Consider the following 19,455-nt stretch of genomic DNA (forward strand, 5'->3'; position numbering starts at 1 on the left):
GGGAATTACCGGAAGCGACGGATACGCGCGCGGCGGCGCACTGGGAAGAACTGGGCAGGTACAGCCCACCTTCCACGAAAAAGGGGCCGCAACGGCCCCTTTCCTTGTCAGTAGTTGGCAGTGTCAGGCATTGGCCGCGGCCACAGCGCGTTTTGCCATCACCACAATCAGGTTGGCGCGGTATTCGGCCGAAGCGTGGAGGTCGGTCATCAAATTCTTCGCCGGCACTTTCACGCCGTCGAGCGCCGATGCGGCAAAGTTCCTGGCCAGTGCCGCCTCGATCTCCTTCGAGCGGAACACACCGTCATCGCCGGCGCCGGTGACGGCAACGCTGACCCCGTCCTTGCCCTTGGCCACGAACACGCCGACGATCGCGTAGCGCGAGGCCGGGTTGCGGAACTTTTCATAGGCCGCCTTCGCAGGCGCGGTGAAACTCACCGCGGTGACGATCTCACCGTCCTTGAGCGCCGTCTCGAACAGGCCGGTGAAGAATTTCGCGGCTGAAATCTCGCGCTTGTTGGTGATGATGGCGGCGCCAAGGGCCAACAGCGCCGCCGGATAGTCGGCGGCCGGATCGTTGTTGGCGACGGAGCCGCCGATCGTGCCCTTGTGGCGCACGGCCGGATCGCCGATCAGCGACGCCAAATGCGCCAGCGCCGGACAGGCCTTCCTCAGCTTCTCATCATTGGCGACGTCGTAATGGGTGGTGGCGGCACCGATGGTGACGGTCTTTCCCGACACCTTGACGCCTTGCAGGTCCTTGATCCGCGACAGGTCGACCAGGTCGGAGGGCGCGGCAAGCCGTGTCTTCATCGCTGGGATCAGCGTCATGCCGCCCGACAAAAGCTTGGCGTCGCCGCTTTTCACCAGCTTGGCGGCGTCAGCGACCGAGGCGGCGCGGTGGTAATTGACCGAATACATCTTCGTTCCTCCTCAGTGCTTCTTCGTCGCGCGGATTGCCGCCCACACGGTGGATGGCGAGGCCGGCATGGCGATTTCGGTAATCCCCAAAGCGTCGGTGATGGCGTTGATGACCGCGGGCGGCGAACCGATGGCGCCGGCTTCGCCGCAGCCCTTGATGCCAAGCGGATTGCTCGGACACGGCGTGTTCGAGGTCGAGACCTTGAACGACGGCAGGTCGTCGGCGCGCGGCATGGTGTAGTCCATGTAGCTCGCCGTCAGCAATTGCCCGCTGGCGTCATAGTGGGCGCCTTCCAGCAGCGCCTGGCCAATGCCCTGGGCGATACCCCCATGCACCTGGCCCTCGACGATCATCGGATTGAYGATGTTGCCGAARTCGTCCRCCGCGACGAACTGGACGATCTCGGTCGTGCCGGTTTCCGGATCGATCTCGACCTCGCAGATGTAGCAGCCCGCCGGGAAAGTGAAGTTCGCCGGATCGTAGAAGGCGGTTTCCTTCAAGCCGGGTTCCATGCCGGCTGGCAGATTGTGGGCGGTGTAGGCGGCAAGCGCCACCTGGAACCAGGGCAGGCTCTTGTCGGTGCCAGCAACCTTGACCTCGCCATTCTCGATGACGATGTCGCCCTCATCGGCCTCGAGCAGATGGGCGGCGATCTTCTTCGCCTTGGCCTCGACCTTGTCGAGTGCCTTTGCGATGGCCGACATGCCAACGGCGCCCGAGCGCGAGCCATAAGTGCCCATGCCCATCTGCACCTTGTCGGTGTCACCATGCACGATCGACACCGAGTCGATCGGCACGCCAAAACGCTGGTTGACCAGCTGCGCGAAGGTCGTCTCATGGCCCTGGCCATGGCTGTGCGAGCCGGTCAGCACTTCGATGGTGCCAACCGCGTTAACCCGCACTTCGGCCGATTCCCACAGGCCGACGCCGGCGCCGAGCGAGCCGACCGCCGCCGACGGTGCAATGCCGCAGGCCTCGATATAGCAGCTCATGCCGATGCCGCGCAGCTTGCCCGCCTTGGCGGCGGCAGCCTTGCGTTTGGCAAAGCCGGTATAGTCGGACGCCTGTGTCGCTGCGTCGAGCGAAGCGCCATAGTCGCCGGCGTCATAATTCATGATCACCGGCGTCTGGTGCGGGAAGGTGGTGATGAAGTTGGTGCGCCGAAGCTCCGCCGGCGACACGCCGAGTTCGCGTGCGGCCGTCTCCATGGTGCGCTCCAGCAGATAGGTCGCTTCCGGCCGCCCTGCCCCGCGATAGGCATCGACCGGCGCGGTGTTGGTGTAGACGGTGCGCACATTGGCGTGGATCGTCGGGATATTGTACTGGCCCGACAGCAGTGTGGCGTAGAGATAGGTCGGCACGCAGGACGAGAACAGCGACATGTAGGCGCCGAGATTGGCGATGGTGTCGACCTTGAAGCCGGTGATCTTGTTGTTCTTGTCGAACGCCATTTCGACCGTCGAGACATGGTCGCGGCCATGCGCGTCGGTGAGGAAGCTTTCGGTGCGGTCGGCGACCCATTTGACCGGCACGCCGGTTTTCTTCGACGCCCACAGGCAGACGATTTCTTCGGGGTAGATGTAGATTTTTGAGCCGAAGCCGCCGCCGACATCGGGCGCGATGACCCGCAGTTTGTTTTCCGGCGCGACATTGTAGAAGGCGCTCATCACCAGCCGCGCCACATGCGGGTTCTGCGAGGTCGTCCAGCAGGTGTAATGGTCTTCGGCCTTGTCGTAATGGCCAAGCGCCGCGCGCGGCTCCATGGCGTTGGGAACCAGCCGGTTGTTGACGATCTTCATGCGCGTGACGTGGGCAGCCGCCTTGATCGCCGCGTCGGTCGCCTTGGCGTCGCCGATCTCCCAGTCGAAGATCAGATTGTCCTCGGCCTCGGCATGGACCTGCGGCGCACCTTTTTGCAGCGCCTTGGTGGCATCGACCACCGCCTTCAATTCCTTGTAGGTGATCTCGACCGCTTCCGCCGCGTCGCGCGCCTGGCCCTTGGTTTCGGCCACGACGATGACGATGGCGTCGCCGACATAGCGTACCTTGTCAACGGCGAGCGGCGACCAGGCCCCCATCTTCATCGGCGAGCCGTCCTTGGAATGGATCATCCAGCCGCAGATCAGATTGCCGATGCCGTCGGCCTTGAGTTCCTTGCCGGTCAAGACGCCGATGACGCCGGGCATGGCTTGCGCCTTCTTGACGTCGATCTTCTTGATCTGCGCATGCGCGTGCGGGCTACGCACGAAAGCGGCATGCTTCATGCCGGGAACCACCATGTCGTCGACATAACGGCCGGCGCCGGTGATGAACCTTTTGTCTTCCTTGCGCACGACCCGAGCGCCAACACCTTCAATGCCCATAGGAATTCCTCCGGAATTTAGGGAGTAGTCAGTAGGGATTAAGCAGTAGGGGAAAGGGGCTCTCGGATCCGTGTGGGCCGCTTGCCCTACTCCCTATTGCCTACTCCCTACTGCCTTGTTCACGCTGCTTGTTTCACCTTGCCCTTCGACACCTTCGCCATCGTCTTCGATGCGGCGAGGATCGCCTTGACGATGTTGTGGTAGCCGGTGCAGCGGCAGATGTTGCCTTCGAGTTCGGCGCGAACCGTCGCCTCGTCGAGGCCTTCCGGGTGGCGCGCGATCATATCGGTCGCCGTCATGATCATGCCCGGCGTGCAGAAGCCGCATTGCAGCCCGTGATGTTCCTTGAACGCAGCCTGCACCGGATGCAGATCGGCGCCGTTGGCGAGCCCCTCGATCGTCACCACGGTCGATCCGGAAGCCTGCACGGCCAGCATCGAACAGGACTTCACCGCCCTGCCGTCGACGTGCACGACGCAGGCGCCGCATTGCGAGGTGTCGCAACCGACATGCGTTCCGGTGAGACCAAGATTTTCGCGCAGGAAATGAACCAGAAGCGTTCGGTCCTCGACAGCGCCACTGACCCGTTTTCCGTTCACGACAAACGAAACGTCCGACATGCATCCTCCCTGGGTATAACCTCGGTAATCATGCTGCCGATGCGGCGTTGGCGCTCGGCCACGCGCTATTCGTACACCGCACAACGCGCAAAAAACACACGGTGCTCATTGTACTTTCGGTCATGGAGAAACCGAAAATCATCGGCCCGACCGCCCCATTGCCAAAGTGCGGATTGAAGGCAACAATGTCATCGACGCTGGCGCCAAAAGACATAAAAACAGGCGCGCACAAAAATGCGTCGGAGGAATGCGGAGAAAGCTGCTGGCCAGTTCACGGACGAGCTATGCATCCGGTCTGTCGGCACTAACCACCGACGAGCCTGACATGGATGCATTCGCCCGGGCGGTCGCCACTGAGGCCGCTGCCATCGACGCCGGCTTTGCGCTGCTGTTCTTCTCGCAGAGCCTGGTCGATGCCACCGCCCTGTCGCAAGCGCTGAAGGCCCATGCGCCGGCGCTGGCCTACGCCGCCTGCTCGACCGCCGGCGAGATCACGCCGCAGGGCCTCGAGGACGGCCATGTACTGGCTCTTCTGCTTCCCTCCGCGTCGTTTTCGGCGGTCAGCACCATGGTCGACAATCTCTCTTCGTCGGGCATGGACAGGATCACCGACGAGGTCGAAGCCTTGCGGCGATTGCTGCGCGGGCGCACCGGCAGTTGCCATACCAAAAGCACCTTCGCGCTCTGCTTCATCGACGGCCTGTCCTTTGCCGAGGAAGCGGTGACCTCGGCCATCCATTGGGGGCTGGACGATATCCCGCTGCTCGGCGGCTCGGCGGGCGATGATCTGAAATTCGAAACCACCAGGCTGATCTCGAACGGCAAGGTGGCTTCCGACAGCGCCATCATCGTACTGATATCGACCGAAATTCCCTTCCACGTCTTCAAGACCGACAATTTCGTCCCCACCGACGAGAAGCTGGTGGTGACGGCATCCGATCCCGATCACCGCACTGTGCGCGAATTCAACGCCACCAATGCAGCTGAGGAATATGCAGCCTCGGTCGGCATCGTTGCGCAGAACCTGACGCCAATGAGCTTCGCTTCGCATCCGGTGGTGGTGAAGGTGGGCGGCGAATATTACTGCCGCTCGATCCAGAAGATGCATCCCGACGGCTCGCTGTCGTTCTTCTGCGCCATAGACGATGGCGTCGTGCTGTCCATCGCCCAGCCCAAGGATATGGTGGAATCGACGCGCGCCGCACTGCGCGACGTCGAGGAGCGGCTCGGCGGCATCGACATGATCCTCGGCTTCGATTGCGTGCTGCGCAGGCTCGATGCCCGCAACCGCCAGGTGTTCCGCGACATTTCGGAGCTCTACCGGGTCAACAACGTCATAGGCTTCGGCACCTATGGCGAGCAGTACCGCTCGATGCACCTCAACCAGACTTTCACCGGCATCGCCTTTGGCGACCGACAGGCGGCGGAATAGGTTCCATGCCGCTCAGGGATATCGACGACATCGACAGGCTGAAGAAGATCAACGCCGCTTTGGTCAGCCGCGTCGAGCGCTCGATGGACCAGCAGGGCAACGCCTTCTCGCTGTTCCAGACCGCGATTTCGCTCGAAAATCGGGTGCGCGTCCGCACCGAGGAACTGCACTCGACCTTGCGCCGGCTGGAGCAGTCGAACATCGACCTCAGCGCCGCCAAGGAAAACGCCGAACTGGCGAACCTGTCCAAGACCCGGTTCCTGGCCGCCGCCAGCCATGACGTTCTGCAGCCGCTGAACGCCGCCCACCTGTCAGTATCGGCGCTGGCCGAAGTGCAGACCAGCGACGAGGGCAAGAAGCTCGTCCGCCAGGTCGAGCGCTCGCTGGAGACGATGGAAGACCTGTTGCGCACGCTGCTCGACATTTCCAAGCTCGATGCCGGCGTGGTCCAGCCCGACATCGGCGACGTCAATCTGGAGACGCTGTTTTCCTCGCTGCGCTCGGATTTCCTGCCGGTGGCCGAAATGAAGGGCCTGGCGCTGAAATTCCGCCCGGTAAGCGCGGTGGTGCGTTCGGACCGCACGCTGTTGCGCCGCATCCTGCAGAACATCCTGTCCAATGCGCTGCGCTATACCCGCTCCGGCGGCGTGCTGGTCGGCACCAGGCATCGCGGCGACACCATCCGTATCGATGTCGCCGACACCGGCTGCGGCATTCCCGAGGATCAGCGTGAGGCGGTGTTCGAGGAGTTCCATCGCGGCGCCGCCATTCCGGCCGATACCGGGATCTCCGGCGGCGGGCTGGGGCTGGGCCTTGCCATTGTGCGCCGCATGGCGGCCGCGCTCGGCCATCCCGTGACCTTCTCCTCGAAAGTCGGACGTGGGACCATCTTCCACATCGATGTGCCGGTCGGCATCGGCGCCAGCGCCGACGCCATCGCCAGCCTTGCCGAGATGGAGCGCCCGCGCGGCTATGGCCTGTTCGGCACCAAGGTGCTGCTGGTCGAAAACGACGCCGACGTGCTGCAGGCGATGACTTTCCTGCTCGAGCGCTGGCAGTGCCTGGTGCGCGCCGCGACCTCGACCGAGGATGCAATCAGCCTGCTCGGCGATACCGACTGGGTGCCCGACATCGTCATTGCCGACCAGCATCTCGACGACGGCGACCTCGGCACTGCCACCATCGCCGAAGTCCGCGACTATCTCGGCCGCGCCGTGCCGGCGCTGATCGTCACCGCCGACAGTTCCGAAGCGGTGGTGAAGGCCGCTCGTGCGGCCGGCATCGAACTGATGCGCAAGCCGCTGAAACCGGCGCAGCTAAGGGCGCTGCTGGCGCACTTGCTGGCTTAGCCCAATCGAGAAATCTGGCAGCCGAGGCAGGTAGCTGAGGAGAAAGTGCACTGTTGCCATAGTTCATATGCAGGTAGCGCAATGATAGTGATCAAGCATATCTACAGCCGGGATCTTTTAGTTGAAGGAAAAATATTAGACCTTTGGGATTTACCTATTCAGTCTAATATTTATATTAATATTAGAGTTACCATCGGATTTGAGGAAAACAATTTTGAAGAGGTTTTTGATTCTGCAATCATAACTGGGAGTCTAGTAAAAAAGCTAATCGACGACTCCACCATCGTGCCGTATGGCGGAAAGGTATTCAAATACAAAGAATTCGCACCTGTTTTAATAAAATCGGATATCCATCAAAAGATATTTAGCTGCGACAGAATGGACTTTCGAGAGAGTATTCATGAGCTCTCAAAGATCATGGAATGGGATTTCGAAGGGATGTAAATTAGCCATTCGATGTAAGAATTTCGAACTAAGGTGACAGCGCATTTTCTAGGTGGCACTCAAAACCCAGCCTGATCCCGAAACAGCTCCGCATTGTCCAGCTTCGATACCTCGATCACCGCTTGCGTGCGGCTGTAGACGTTGAGCTTGCGCAGGATTTCCGAGACATGCGCCTTCACCGTGGTCTCGCCGACCTGCAGCTCGTAGGCGATCTGTTTGTTGAGCAGGCCCTGGCGTAGCATCTGCAGCACGCGCAGCTGCTGCGGCGTCAGTTTCGCCAGCCGCTGCACCATGTCGGCGCGGTCTGCGCTGTCGGCGTCGGGCGGCTGACCCTCATAGGTTTCCGGTACGTAGATCGCACCCTCCATCACCGAGCGGATGGCGGCGGCGAGATCGCTCTTGCGCGCCGATTTCGGAATGAAGCCGGCAGCACCATAGGACAGCGCCTCGGAGATGATCCTTGGCTCCTCATAGCCGGAGACGACGACCACCGGCAGGCGCGGATGGCGGGTCCTGAGCTGCAGCAGCCCATCAAAGCCATGGACATCGGGCATGTTGAGATCGAGCAGCGCCAGATCGAACGGCCTTATCCCGGCGAGAAGATCAAGCGCTTCGGCGATCGAGCGCGCCTCCACCGTGTCGACTTCCGGGTAAGCCATTTGCACGGCGCTGTGCAGCGCCTCGCGAAACAGCGGGTGGTCGTCGATGATCAGGAATCGGGCGCGATCGTTGATTGCGGTCATGGGGTTCGTTTCAGTCCTCCCTGGGCACGATACTCCCGCTGGTATGGCCAGCTTATTGGCAAATAGTCTATCGCCATCTTAAGTCGGAGGCCGAGCCGGCGCTTTTGCGAACGCTCATGCCTTGCCCGGCGGTTCAAATCGGTCAAATGTGCCGGCAGCTGAAGCAGAAAGACCGCGCATGACTGAATTCGTCCTCCCCTTGCCCGCAACCCCGTCGGTGGCCGTCGCCGGCTCGGCCGAGCGTTTTGCGGTGCGCCGCATCTTCTGTGTCGGCCGCAACTATGCCGCCCACGCCCGCGAACTCGGCAATGACGAGCGCGACCCGCCCTTCTTCTTCACCAAGCCGGCCGATGCGGTGGTCGATTCTGGCGTTGCCATCCCCTACCCGCCGCTGACCAAGAACCTGCACCACGAGATCGAACTGGTCGCGGCGATCGGCAAGGGCGGCTTCCGCATTCCGCGCGCGCAGGCGCTCGACCATGTCTGGGGCTACGGCGTCGGCATCGACCTCACTCGCCGCGACCTGCAGGACGAGGCCAAGAAAGCGGCGCGGCCCTGGGACTGGTCGAAAGCCTTCGACCGCTCGGCGCCCTGCGGCCCTCTGGTCCCTGCCGCAAAATCCGGCCACCCGCAAAAGGGCCGCATCTGGCTCGCCGTCGACGGCACGGTGAAACAGGATGGCGATCTCGCCGAGCTGATCTGGCCGATCGCCGATATCGTTTCGATCTGCAGCGAGTCGGTTGCACTACAACCGGGCGACCTGATCTTTACCGGCACGCCGGCCGGCGTCGGCGCGGTGGCGTCCGGCCAGACGATGACCGGCGGCGTCGACGGCATCGGCACGATCGAACTGACCGTCGGTCAACCCAGTTGAGGACGTGATGAGCGACCTCGTCCTCCATAACTACTACCGCTCGTCCACCTCCTACCGCGCACGCATCGCGCTGGAGATGAAGGGGCTGACCTACGAGTACGTGCCGCATCATCTGCGTCATGGCGACCATCTGGAGCCAGCCTACCGCGCGGTCAATCCGCAAGCGCTGGTGCCGGCGCTGATTCTGAGCGACGGCACGCTTTTGACGCAGTCGCTGGCGATCATCGAATATCTCGACGAGACCCATCCCGAACCGCCGTTGCTGCCGAAGGACGCGCTCGGCCGTGCCCGGGTGCGAATGCTGGCGCAGATGATCGCCTGCGACATCCATCCGGTGAACAATCTGCGCGTGCTGACCTCGCTGCGCACTCTGTTCGGCGCTGGCGACCAGGATGTCGTCAACTGGTTCCGCCACTGGGTGAACGAAGGTTTTCAGCCGCTTGAAAAGATTCTGGCTTCGTCAGCCGAGACCGGCACATTCTGCCACGGCGATAGGCCCGGCTTGGCCGACATCTGCCTGGTCGCCCAGATCGCCAGCAACGCCCGCTTCGGCGTCGACCTGACGCCCTACCCCGAGATATCGCGCATCCACGCCGCCTGCATGGCGCTATCGGCCTTCCAGAGGGCGGCGCCGGAGAATCAGATAGATGCGGAATAGGCGCACACTGCCGGAGCAGAGCATGGAGACTTGCCGATGAAAGCCGTCGTCTTCGAAAAATTCGGCGAGGCGCCGAGAATCCAGACCGTGCCGGATCCGAAACCGGCCGCCGATGGTGTCGTCATCAAGGTCGAGGCGACAGGGCTCTGCCGCAGCGACTGGCATGGCTGGATGGGTCATGATGACGGCATCACGCTGCCGCATGTGCCGGGTCACGAGCTGGCCGGCATCGTCGTCGCCGCTGGCAAGCAGGTCACCCGCTGGAAGGCCGGCGAACGCGTCACCGTGCCGTTCTGCGTCGGCTGCGGCCGCTGTTTCGAATGCACCTCCGGCAACCAACAGGTCTGCGAGCACCAGACGCAGCCGGGCTTCACCGCCTGGGGCTCGTTTGCCGAATATGTCGCCATCGAGCATGCCGACACCAATCTCGTGCGCCTGCCCGACGAGATGGAATTCGCCACCGCCGCCAGCCTCGGCTGCCGCTTCGTGACCTCGTTTCGCGCCATTGTCGACCAGGGCCGGGTGAAGCCCGGCGAATGGGTGGCGGTGCATGGCTGCGGCGGCGTCGGCCTGTCGGCGATCATGATCGCCAGTTCCATGGGCGCCAATGTCATTGCCATCGATCTCACTGAGGAGAAGCTGGACTTCGCCAAGAAGATCGGCGCGGTGGCGACCATCAACGCCGCCACCACGCCAAACGTCGTCAAAGCGGTCAAGCAGATCACCAATGGCGGCGTCCATATGTCGATGGACGCGCTCGGCCATCCCACGACATCGTTCAATTCGATCGCCAATTTGCGCCGGCGCGGTCGCCACGTTCAGGTCGGCCTGATGCTGGGCGAACATGCCCGCCCACAGATCCCAATGGACAAGGTGATCGCCTTCGAACTCGAAATCCTCGGCAGCCACGGCATGCAGGCCTACCGCTATCCCGCGATGATGGAGATGATCCGCACCGGCAAGCTCAAACCAGAGCTGCTGGTCGGCAAGAAGATCAGCCTCGATGAGGCGCCCGCAGCCTTGATGGCGATGGGCGGTTTCGAGGGGATTGGCATTGGCGTGGTGACGAAGTTTTAGGTGCGGAGTCGCCCTCCGCCACCAAAACTAGCGCGCAAACTTCTTCGCCCCGAACACGCAGGCCACCACGCCGAGCGTGACGACCACCATCAGCGGGCTGACCTGCTCGTGCAGCAGCGTCGCCGCCAGCGCCAGGCCGAAGAAGGGCTGCAGCAACTGCAGCTGTCCGACGGCGGCGATGCCGCCTTGCGCCAGGCCGCGATACCAGAAGATGAAGCCGATCAGCATGCTGAACAGCGAGACATAGGCGAGACCGATCCAGGCGTGGGAGCCGACGGCGGCAAAGGATGGCGGCAGCGTCACAAAAGTCAGCACCAGCATGATCGGCAGAGACAGCGTCAGCGCCCAGCAGATCACCTGCCAGCCGCCCAGCCTGCGCGACAGCGCGGCCCCCTCGGCATAGCCCAGCCCGCAGACGATGATGGCGGCCAGCATCAGGCCATCGCCGACCGGCGACGCCGTCACACCTTGCATCAGGGCAAAGCCCGCGACCAGCGCGCTGCCAATGCAGGAAAACAGCCAGAAGGCCGGGCGCGGACGCTCACCGCCGCGCAGCACGCCGAAGATTGCGGTGGCCAGCGGCAGCAGGCCGACGAAGATGATGGAATGGGCGGAGGTGACGTGCTTCAGCGCCAGTGCGGTGAGCAGGGGAAAGCCGACAACCACGCCAAGGGCCACGATCACCAGCGACAGGAAATCGCTCCACTCCGGGCGCTTCTGCCGGAACAGGACGAGCATTGCGAGGCCGAGCAGGCCGGCAATCGCGGCGCGGGCCGAGGTCAGGAAGGTCGGATCGAAATCCGCCACCGCCACACGCGTCGCCGGCAGCGAACCGCTGAAGATCAACACGCCGACGAATCCGTTCACCCAGCCGCTCGCGGTCTTGTCCATTCCAGGCTCCATTGCTTTCGCCCTTTATCGGGCCAGGGGGTATGGAACTGCCAGAGACAATGCGGTACAATTCTATGAAACTGTAATGGCCAATCGAGCAGTACGGATGACGGAACTCGCTTTGAAAACCGACGGCGCACACGCCCTTGTCGCGACCACCTTAGTCGAGACTGTCATGGCGACCATCCGCCAGCGGATAGCTGCGCGCAGCCTGACGCCGGGGGCACGACTGCCCTCGATCCGCGCCTTTGCCAAGGCCATGCAGGTGTCCAAATCCACCGTGGTCGAGGCCTATGAGCGTCTCGCCGCCGAAGGCGCGATCCGCTCCCGGCCGGGCTCGGGTTTTTATGCCGCCGGATCGCTGGCGCCATTGTCGCTGGCGGAGATCGGACCCCGGCTCGACCGCGCCATCGATCCGCTCTGGGTGTCGCGCCAATCGCTGGAAGCCGGCGGCGAAATGCTCAAACCCGGCTGCGGCTGGATGCCGGCATCGTGGATGCCGCAGGCCGCCTTGCGCCGGGCGCTGCGCACGGTGGCGCGCGCCGACGATGTCGACCTCGCCGATTACGGCACGCCGCTCGGCCTGCCGCCGCTGCGGCAATTGCTGGCGCGGCGAATGGAAGGGCACGGCATCGAAGTTTCGCCCGAACAGATCATGCTGACGGAATCCGGCACGCAGGCCATCGATCTCCTGTGCCGGTTCCTCATCGAACCAGGCGATACCGTGCTGGTCGACGACCCCTGCTATTTCAATTTTCACGCACTGCTGCGCGCCCACCGCGCCAAGGTCGTCAGCGTGCCCTACACGCCATCGGGGCCGGATATCGAGCTGTTCGCGCAGGCGCTGACCGAGCACAAGCCGCGCCTCTACATCACCAATTCCGCCATCCACAATCCGACCGGCGCGATCCTGTCGCCGGTCACCGCCCACCGTCTGCTGAAACTCGCCGATCAGTCGGACCTGACCATCGTCGAGGACGACATCTTCGCCGATTTCGAGCACAGTCCCGCCCCCCGGCTGGCGGCATTCGATGGCCTCAACCGCGTCGTCCATATCGGCAGCTTCTCCAAGACGCTGTCGGCCTCGGTGCGCTGCGGCTTCATCGCAGCACCGCGCGACTGGATCGAGCAGCTCACCGACCTCAAGATCGCCACCACCTTCGGCGGCGGCCGGCTGGCGGCCGAACTGGTGCTTGCGCTGCTCAAGGACGGCAGCTACCGCAAGCATATGGACCTGCTGCGGGCGCGCCTTTCCCGCGCCATGGGCGAGACGAGCGCCCGCCTGAAGGCAATCGGCATCACCCCATGGATCGACCAGCCCGCCGGCCTGTTTTTGTGGTGCAGTCTGCCCGATGGCGTGGATGCGGCCGAAATCGCCCGCCGCGCACTGGCCGACAACATCGTGCTGGCGCCCGGCAACGCATTCAGCCTGTCGGGAACCGCCAGCCGCTTCCTGCGCTTCAACGTTGCCCAGTGCCAGGACGAGCGGATTTTCCGGGTGCTTGAGACCGCGATGGCGCGCTGATCGCTCAGCGAGAGGCCGCACAGACCTCCCGCACGCAATCGCGCAGCCAGCGTTGCGCCGGATCGGCGTCGAGCCGTGGATGCCACAGCATCGAGATGGTGACCTCGACGGTGGCGACCGGCAGCGGAAAGCTGACCATGCCGGCGCGTGCGCTCTCTGTATGCCGTTCGGGCACGCTGGCGATCAGGTCCGACGCACGTGCCATGGCCAGGGCTGCCGAGAAGCCGGAAACCATGCACACGACAGTCCGCTGCAGGCCGAGCCCGCTCAACGCTTCATCGATCGGCCCCTTTTCGCGACCGCGCCTGGAAACACTGATGTGGCGGCCGGCGGCATAGCGTTCTGGTGTCATCGCACCTTCGCTCAACGGATGGCCGGCCCGCACCGCACCGACGAAGCGGTCGCGAAACAGCGCCTGGATCCGCACCTCCGGTCCGGTTTCGCCGGCGACGCCAATTTCCAGATCGACCACCGCGTCGCGCAGCGAGGCGACATCCCTGTCGGCTTTGGGCGCAAAGCGCAGCCGCGCGCCGGGTGCCTCGGTCTGGGTGCGCGTGACGAGACGCGGTCCAAATTCCTCGACGAAGCCTTCATTGGTGCGCAGCGTGAAAATCTGATCTAGCTTCGCGAGATCGAGAAGCCTGGCAGGGCGCAGCAACATCTCCGCCTCCTGGACGACGCGGCCAGCCTGCTGCCGCAATTCCTGCGCGCGTGGGGTCGGAACCAGGCCACGGCCGGCACGAACCAGCAACGGATCGCCGGTCGCCTCGCGCAGCCGCGCCAGTGTCCGGCTCATTGCCGACGGGCTGAGCCGCAGCCGACTGGCGGCGCGCGCCACGCTGCCTTCGGCGAGCAGAACGTCGAGCGCGTACAGCAGATTGAGATCGGGCGTTGTCATCGGCGCATCGTATCATGACATGGCGTTCCATGCATGAATAAGATGCAAATGCTGCGCCTTCCGTTATGCCACATTGGAAATTAGATCTCCGACAGGTCCGTTTCCCGGACCAAGAAGAAGGAGATCGCCATGGCAATTGCTGAGCAGAATAGAAACGAGCGCGCATCAGCGTCGCAACAGGCCCAGCCCGTTGTGTTAGCATTGGCAAGCCTGTCGCTCGCCACGCTGCTGTCGTCGCTCGGAACCAGCATTGCCAGTGGCGGGCTGCCTTCCCTGATGCAGGCCTTCGGCGCGTCGTTCCAGTCGGTGCAATGGGTGGTTCTCGCCTATCTGCTGGCCATCACCGCCCTAATCGTCAGCGCCGGGCGGCTGGCCGACATGGTCGGCCGCCGGCCGTTGCTGCTTGGCGGCATCGCGCTGTTCACGCTGGCTTCGGTGCTCTGCGGCCTGGCGCCGACACTGTGGCTGCTGATCGCGGCGCGCGCCGTGCAAGGGCTTGGCGCCGCGTTGATGATGGCGCTGACGCTGGCCTTTGTCACCGAGACCGTGAGCAAGGAGAGAACCGGCAGCGCCATGGGCCTGCTCGGCGCCATGTCGGCAATCGGCACCACGCTCGGTCCCTCGCTTGGCGGCTTGCTGATCGCCGGTATCGGCTGGCGGGCGATCTTCCTCGTCAACGTGCCGCTCGGCGTCGCGACCTTCGCGCTTGCCTGGCTGGCCCTGCCTGCCCGCGGCAAGTCTACGGAAGCCGCTCAAGGCAGCTTCGATGCGATGGGCACCGCGCTGCTCGCTCTGACGCTCGCGGCCTATGCACTGGCCATGACGCTCGGTCGGGGCAATTTCGGCACCCTAAACATCGGCCTGCTTATCGCCGCCGGCATCGGCGTCGTTCTGTTCGGCATTGCGCAGACGAAGGCGAAGAATCCCTTGATCCGGCTTGCCCGGTTGTACGACTTCCAGCTCAGCGCCAGTCTGGCCATGAGCCTCGTCGTCGCCACCGTCATGATGGCGACCCTTGTGGTCGCGCCGTTCTATCTGTCGCGCGGGCTCGGGCTCGATGCCGCGATGGTCGGCCTGGTGCTGTCGACGGGTCCGCTGGTCTCGGCGCTCTCGGCGCTCATCGCCGGACGCCTCACCGATCGCTTCGGCGCCAACAGGATGATGGTTGCCGGCCTGCTCAGCCTCGCCATCGGCACCTTGCTGCTGTCGTTCGCCATGACAAAACTCGGCATTGCCAGCTATGTCGTGCCCATCACCGTCACCTGCTTCGGCTACGCGCTGTTCCAGACATCCAACAATGCGGCCGTTATGAGCGGTGTCGCCTCGGCCGAGCGCGGCGTCGTGTCCGGCCTGCTCAATCTGTCGCGCAATCTCGGCCTGATCACCGGAGCATCGCTGATGGGTGCCATCTTCGCGGCCGCTTCGGCGGGAGGACAGGAAACTCAGGACGTGCTGACATCAGTGGCAGCCGCGCACGGAATGCACGTCACCTTTCAGACGGCGACGGCTCTGGCAGTGGCTGCATTGGTGCTGGCATTGCTCTCGGCCCGCGCCGCCGCGCGGTCATCGTCGCGGCAACAGCCATCACGATCGAGGCTGGGGGCTTACGCCCCTGCCCGCTTGCGGCGCTCATAGAGCATGACCAGCGTTTCGGCGGTCAAAGCCGGCCTCTGCTCGCCTTCGATCTCGACCGTGTTGGCGGCCTTCATCAGATACTGGCCCGGTCCCTTGTCTTCCACCGACAAAAGCGTGGTGCGCAGCCTGATGCGTGCGCCCACCCTGACCGGCGCCAGGAAACGCACCTTGTCGAAGCCGTAGTTGAAGGCAGCTTGGGTGTTTTCGGGCACGATACCCAAATCGAGAGCCAGCGCGCCGATGATCGACAGCGTCAGATAGCCATGCGCGATCGTGGTGCGAAACGGGCTCTGCCGCTTCGCGCGCTCCGGATCGACGTGAATCCACTGATGGTCGCCCGTGCATTCGGCGAACTGGTTGATGCGGTTCTGGTCGACGGTCGTCCATTCCGACACACCGAGCTCCTGCCCGGCCATCGACTTCAGCTGCTCAAAGGTCGGCGGCGTCTTCGGCCGTATTTCCGTCATTCCTGCTTTCCCGATGGCTCCAAATGCCTCGGACCACGAACCGACAGCCCCTGTCAATTCGCCTGTTGCGATTCCGTTCCGCCACTTTCCGCCGAACGGCACGCCTCGTCCATGGCCACGCGCCGCAAACCGCCCGCTTGTACAGGAGGCGGCGGGCCGCGATCAGGCAACGCCAAGAATCACTTCTTATCGTAGCCGGAGCGGATCTCCTCCATCGCTTCCTTGATGCGCTCGCGCAGGATTTCGACCGATTCGGTGCCGGATTTCTTGACCAGCTCGGCCACTTCGCTGGCATTTTTCAGGGCGGCTTCGAAGGATTTCTTGGCGAACTCGGCCTGCTTGGACATCAGTTCCTGCGGGTTGCCCGGCGCCCTGTAGCTCTGCGCCATGTCGCTGACTTCACGTAGCGTGTCCTGCAGCATCTCGCGCTGCCTGGACAGAAGCGATGTCGCGCCGGCAGCCCCTGCCCGCGCCGATTTTTCCAGCGCCTCGAGGTTCTTGCGGTGGTGCGCAAGGATCGCCTCGACATTCGGCACCTTCAGGTCACGGCCGAACTTGCTGAACATGTCCAGGAACGAATCGGAGTCGGGTTGTTTGGCCATTGGTCGCTTGCTCCCCAGTTTGCGCAAATGCTGAACCCTAGGCTGGACAATAGCACTCGCGCGCCGCGTGTCCATTCGCCCGCGCAATGCAATTTGGCGGCGAATGCAGCGTCAGCCAGTAAGCAACAGCCGCTCGCCCACATAGAGCGCGACGCCGGCAAGGCCGCCGATGATCATGCCGTTGAAGCGGATATATTGCAGGTCCCTGCCGATGTTCATTTCGATCAGCCTGGTCAGCTGGGCAAGGTCCCAGCGCTTGACCTGGTCGGCGATGAATGTCGACACACCGCTCTTCTGGCTGTCCACGAACGAAGCCAACGCCACGACAAAGCCCTGGTTCATGTCGGCCCTGATCTGCGGATCGCCGTAGAGATGGCGGCCGACCTCGACGAACATGTTGGCGAGATGCTCGCGCACGATCGAATTCTCCGCCTTGGCGTCCTGCTCTATGAACAGGCTGAGGCTCTGCCACATGTCGCCGGCCAGCGCCTTGACCTCCGGCCGCGCCAGGAAATCGCGCTTCAGTTTCTCGGCCCGCTTGGCGTATTGCTTCGAGGTCCTGAGCCGCTCGATGAAGCTATGCGCGAAACGGTCGAATTCGGCGCGCATCGGGTGATCGGGATCGGCACGGACCTCATCAAGCAGCGAACCGGCGGAAGCGACGATCTTCTTCAACAGATACGCGTCGGCGCGAAACAGGTTGAACAGCGACGGCAATTCCTCGCGGATTTTTTCGCGCATGGTCGCCAGCGCCTCTTCGTCGTTCAGGAAGCGGCCAATCACCCTGGTGAATTCGTCGAACAGTTTCTGGTGACGGCGGTCGTCGGTCAGCGCCGACAGCAGTTCGGCCGCCAGCGGCGCCAGCGGCACCTTGTCGATCTGCTCCAGCATGCGGCTGGTGACGAAGCCGCGCAGGCCGGATTGCTCGATTGCCGAAAGCGTCTGCGGCACCAGCCGCACGACGAAGCGCGACAGGCCGGCGGCGCGCTCGGCATCGGCCAGCCAGTCGGCGACCAGCGCTGCAAAATCGACCTCGGCAAGCTTTTCGCGCACCGGCTCGGGCGCCAGGAAATTGACTTCGATGAAGCGGCCGAGATTGTCGGCGATGCGGTTCTGGTTCTCCGGGATGATGGCGGTGTGGGGGATCGGCAGGCCGAGCGGCCGCTTGAACAGCGCCACCACCGCATACCAGTCGGCCAGCCCGCCTATGGTCGCCGCCTCGGCAAAGGCCGCCACGAAGCCCAGCCACGGATAGCTGCCCTCGAACGATTTGGCCACGGCAAAGACCACGACGCAAAGCACCAGCGCAGCCGTGGCGAAGAACTTTGTCCGCCGCAGCGCCGAAAGCTTGGCACCCGCCTCGCTGTCAAAAGCGGCGGGCGCCACGGACGAAACCGATTGAGACATGGATGAGGCGCTCCTGGTCGATCTCTATCTGGTCTGGGCTATTTAGGGAGTGTTTCGGCCCGTGGCATGATCGGATAGGCCGATTTCGCCTGGGACTTGCCGATTTCGCACGCAAAGTTGACAAGAATATTCATCTATCATGCAATCCCAGTCTGGAATTGTTCCAAGGTATAGGCCATATTCCGGCCAGGCCAGTGCGGGCGAATCCGAAGTTCCAGATGAGAAGCCGCGCCAGCACGAATCTAAAATCTGGTGCGGTTGCAACGCGCCAGCACTTGGGTGAGGAATGAAATGCGGTTAACGCGTCAAACCAACTACGCCATGCGCATCCTGATGTATTGCGCGGCCAACACCGAACGGCTGAGCCGCATCCCGGAGATCGCGGCCGCTTATTCGGTGTCGGAGCTTTTCCTGTTCAAGATCCTGCAGCCACTGGTCGAGCACGGCCTGGTCGAGACGGTGCGCGGCCGCAATGGCGGCGTCAGGCTTGGCCGCCCCGCCGAGCAGATCAACCTGTTCGACGTCGTGCGGGTGACAGAAGAGAGCTTCGCCATGGCCGAGTGCTTCGAGAACGACGCCGCCGAATGTCCGCTGATCGACAGCTGTGCCCTCAACTCGGCGCTGCGCGAGGCGCTCAATGCCTTCTTTGCAGTGCTCTCCCGCTACACGATTGCCGATATGGTGGCAGCGCGCCCGAATGTGCGCCATCTGCTCGGCATCGACATGCTGGAGCGGCGCGCCCCGGCCGCCTGACTTTCCTAAGCGGCAGACTGCGGCAACACGAACGGCATATTGGCGACCGGCAAGACGCCGACACGCAGCCGGCAATCAAAGACCTTCTCGATCAGGTCGTCGCTCAGCACCTCTTGCGGTGAGCCGTTGGCGGCGAGCCGGCCGCGATGCATGACGAAAACCCGGTCGGAATACATGGCCGTCAGATTGAGGTCGTGCAGGATGGCGATCACGCCGCCGCCACGCCGGGCGAAATCGCGGGCGATGTTCATGATGATCAGCTGGTGCTTGATGTCGAGGCTGGAGACCGGCTCGTCGAGGAACAGATAACGCGGCTTGCCGTCAAGCACCGGCGCCCAGACCTGGCACAGCGCCCGCGCCAGCTGCACCCGCTGCTGCTCGCCGCCCGAAAGTTCCTGGTAGAAGCGGCCGGCAAAGCCGTCGAGGTCGACTCGCGCCAGCGCTCGTTCCGGCAGTCGTTCGTCTTCACCCGGCAGAACGCCGGAACGGCCGCCGACAAGGCCGAGCCTGACCACTTCGCGCACAGTGAAGGGAAAGGACAGCGTCGTCGCCTGCGGCAGCACGGCACGCGCTGTCGCAGCCTCCACCGGCTTCATCGTTGCGAGGTCGCGACCATTGACAGCAACCGTTCCGGTAAACACCAGATCGCCCGACAATGCCTTCAAGAAAGTTGTCTTGCCCGAGCCGTTGGGTCCGACAATGGCTGCGATCTCGCCCGGGCGCGCGGTAAAATCGACATTGGTGACAATGCGCTTGCCGCTAATCGCCACCGAGACATCGCGTGCTTCGATCATG

At 63.4% G+C, this 19,455-nt stretch carries 19 protein-coding genes; 9 read left to right on the forward strand and 10 right to left on the reverse strand.

From position 1 onward, the window contains the following. Positions 1-123: 123 nt before the first annotated feature. The 3 genes from AC1DYO_RS18240 to AC1DYO_RS18250 form a co-directional block, all read right to left on the reverse strand. Positions 124-921: an FAD binding domain-containing protein gene (locus AC1DYO_RS18240; protein WP_477265540.1), complete on the reverse strand. Its 798-nt coding sequence runs from the start codon at positions 919-921 to the stop codon at positions 124-126. Positions 922-933: 12 nt separating this feature from the next. Next, on the reverse strand, positions 934-3,285 hold the full coding sequence (locus AC1DYO_RS18245) for a xanthine dehydrogenase family protein molybdopterin-binding subunit (protein ID WP_477265542.1): 2,352 nt from the start codon (positions 3,283-3,285) through the stop codon (positions 934-936). A gap of 119 nt (positions 3,286-3,404) precedes the next feature. Next, positions 3,405-3,905: a (2Fe-2S)-binding protein gene (locus AC1DYO_RS18250; protein WP_181056042.1), complete on the reverse strand. Its 501-nt coding sequence runs from the start codon at positions 3,903-3,905 to the stop codon at positions 3,405-3,407. 325 nt (positions 3,906-4,230) lie between these two features. On the opposite strand from AC1DYO_RS18250, the gene AC1DYO_RS18255 reads away from it, so the two are divergent. From AC1DYO_RS18255 to AC1DYO_RS18265, 3 genes are all read left to right on the forward strand, one after another. Further along, positions 4,231-5,337: an FIST N-terminal domain-containing protein gene (locus AC1DYO_RS18255; RefSeq protein ID WP_477265544.1), complete on the forward strand. Its 1,107-nt coding sequence runs from the start codon at positions 4,231-4,233 to the stop codon at positions 5,335-5,337. A 5-nt stretch (positions 5,338-5,342) separates the two neighbouring features. Continuing rightward, positions 5,343-6,686, forward strand: a complete 1,344-nt coding sequence (locus tag AC1DYO_RS18260) for an ATP-binding response regulator (RefSeq protein ID WP_477265546.1) — start codon at positions 5,343-5,345, stop codon at positions 6,684-6,686. A gap of 87 nt (positions 6,687-6,773) precedes the next feature. After that, positions 6,774-7,130 carry an Imm8 family immunity protein gene (locus AC1DYO_RS18265; protein WP_477265548.1) on the forward strand — a complete coding sequence of 119 codons (357 nt, stop codon included), beginning with the start codon at positions 6,774-6,776 and terminating at the stop codon, positions 7,128-7,130. A gap of 59 nt (positions 7,131-7,189) precedes the next feature. On the opposite strand, the gene AC1DYO_RS18270 is transcribed toward AC1DYO_RS18265, so the two are convergent. Further along, the gene (locus tag AC1DYO_RS18270; RefSeq protein WP_477265550.1) at positions 7,190-7,873 is read right to left on the reverse strand and encodes a response regulator; all 684 of its coding nucleotides are present in this window, start codon (positions 7,871-7,873) and stop codon (positions 7,190-7,192) included. A gap of 178 nt (positions 7,874-8,051) precedes the next feature. On the opposite strand from AC1DYO_RS18270, the gene AC1DYO_RS18275 reads away from it, so the two are divergent. From AC1DYO_RS18275 to AC1DYO_RS18285, 3 genes are read left to right on the forward strand one after another with little or no spacing between them, the layout of a single operon-like run. After that, positions 8,052-8,747, forward strand: a complete 696-nt coding sequence (locus AC1DYO_RS18275) for a fumarylacetoacetate hydrolase family protein (RefSeq protein WP_477265552.1) — start codon at positions 8,052-8,054, stop codon at positions 8,745-8,747. Positions 8,748-8,754: 7 nt separating this feature from the next. Beyond that, on the forward strand, positions 8,755-9,405 hold the full coding sequence (maiA, locus tag AC1DYO_RS18280; protein ID WP_477265554.1) for a maleylacetoacetate isomerase: 651 nt from the start codon (positions 8,755-8,757) through the stop codon (positions 9,403-9,405). Between the two features lie 36 nt (positions 9,406-9,441). Then, a complete protein-coding gene (locus AC1DYO_RS18285) occupies positions 9,442-10,482 on the forward strand; it encodes a zinc-dependent alcohol dehydrogenase family protein (protein ID WP_477265556.1) in 1,041 nt (346 codons plus the stop codon). 27 nt (positions 10,483-10,509) lie between these two features. Here AC1DYO_RS18285 and AC1DYO_RS18290 read toward each other — a convergent pair whose 3' ends face one another. After that, on the reverse strand, positions 10,510-11,373 hold the full coding sequence (locus AC1DYO_RS18290; RefSeq protein ID WP_477265558.1) for a DMT family transporter: 864 nt from the start codon (positions 11,371-11,373) through the stop codon (positions 10,510-10,512). A gap of 106 nt (positions 11,374-11,479) precedes the next feature. Here AC1DYO_RS18290 and AC1DYO_RS18295 point away from each other — a divergent pair, with 106 nt between their 5' ends. After that, positions 11,480-12,898, forward strand: coding sequence for an aminotransferase-like domain-containing protein (locus AC1DYO_RS18295; protein ID WP_477265560.1), 1,419 nt, complete (start codon positions 11,480-11,482; stop codon positions 12,896-12,898). 4 nt (positions 12,899-12,902) lie between these two features. On the opposite strand, the gene AC1DYO_RS18300 is transcribed toward AC1DYO_RS18295, so the two are convergent. Beyond that, on the reverse strand, positions 12,903-13,796 hold the full coding sequence (locus AC1DYO_RS18300; protein ID WP_477265562.1) for a LysR family transcriptional regulator: 894 nt from the start codon (positions 13,794-13,796) through the stop codon (positions 12,903-12,905). 129 nt (positions 13,797-13,925) lie between these two features. Between AC1DYO_RS18300 and AC1DYO_RS18305 the strand changes: the two genes are divergently transcribed. Continuing rightward, complete coding sequence (locus AC1DYO_RS18305; RefSeq protein WP_477265564.1) at positions 13,926-15,431, forward strand: MFS transporter; 1,506 nt, start codon at positions 13,926-13,928, stop codon at positions 15,429-15,431. On the opposite strand, the gene AC1DYO_RS18310 is transcribed toward AC1DYO_RS18305, so the two are convergent. From AC1DYO_RS18310 to AC1DYO_RS18320, 3 genes are all read right to left on the reverse strand, one after another. Beyond that, positions 15,401-15,898 carry a MaoC family dehydratase gene (locus AC1DYO_RS18310; protein ID WP_477265566.1) on the reverse strand — a complete coding sequence of 166 codons (498 nt, stop codon included), beginning with the start codon at positions 15,896-15,898 and terminating at the stop codon, positions 15,401-15,403. The genes AC1DYO_RS18305 and AC1DYO_RS18310 overlap by 31 nt on opposite strands. 179 nt (positions 15,899-16,077) lie before the next feature. Beyond that, entirely contained in the window at positions 16,078-16,500 is a 423-nt protein-coding gene (locus AC1DYO_RS18315; RefSeq protein ID WP_477265568.1) for a phasin family protein, read from the reverse strand. A gap of 111 nt (positions 16,501-16,611) precedes the next feature. Then, positions 16,612-17,907 carry a DUF445 domain-containing protein gene (locus AC1DYO_RS18320; protein WP_477265570.1) on the reverse strand — a complete coding sequence of 432 codons (1,296 nt, stop codon included), beginning with the start codon at positions 17,905-17,907 and terminating at the stop codon, positions 16,612-16,614. 291 nt (positions 17,908-18,198) lie between these two features. On the opposite strand from AC1DYO_RS18320, the gene rirA reads away from it, so the two are divergent. After that, on the forward strand, positions 18,199-18,660 hold the full coding sequence (gene rirA / locus AC1DYO_RS18325; RefSeq protein ID WP_477265572.1) for an iron-responsive transcriptional regulator RirA: 462 nt from the start codon (positions 18,199-18,201) through the stop codon (positions 18,658-18,660). A 5-nt stretch (positions 18,661-18,665) separates the two neighbouring features. Here rirA and AC1DYO_RS18330 read toward each other — a convergent pair whose 3' ends face one another. Further along, positions 18,666-19,454 carry a heme ABC transporter ATP-binding protein gene (locus AC1DYO_RS18330; RefSeq protein ID WP_477265574.1) on the reverse strand — a complete coding sequence of 263 codons (789 nt, stop codon included), beginning with the start codon at positions 19,452-19,454 and terminating at the stop codon, positions 18,666-18,668. Position 19,455 lies beyond the last annotated feature (1 nt).

It is taken from the genome of Mesorhizobium sp. P2_F5, assembly GCF_056403715.1.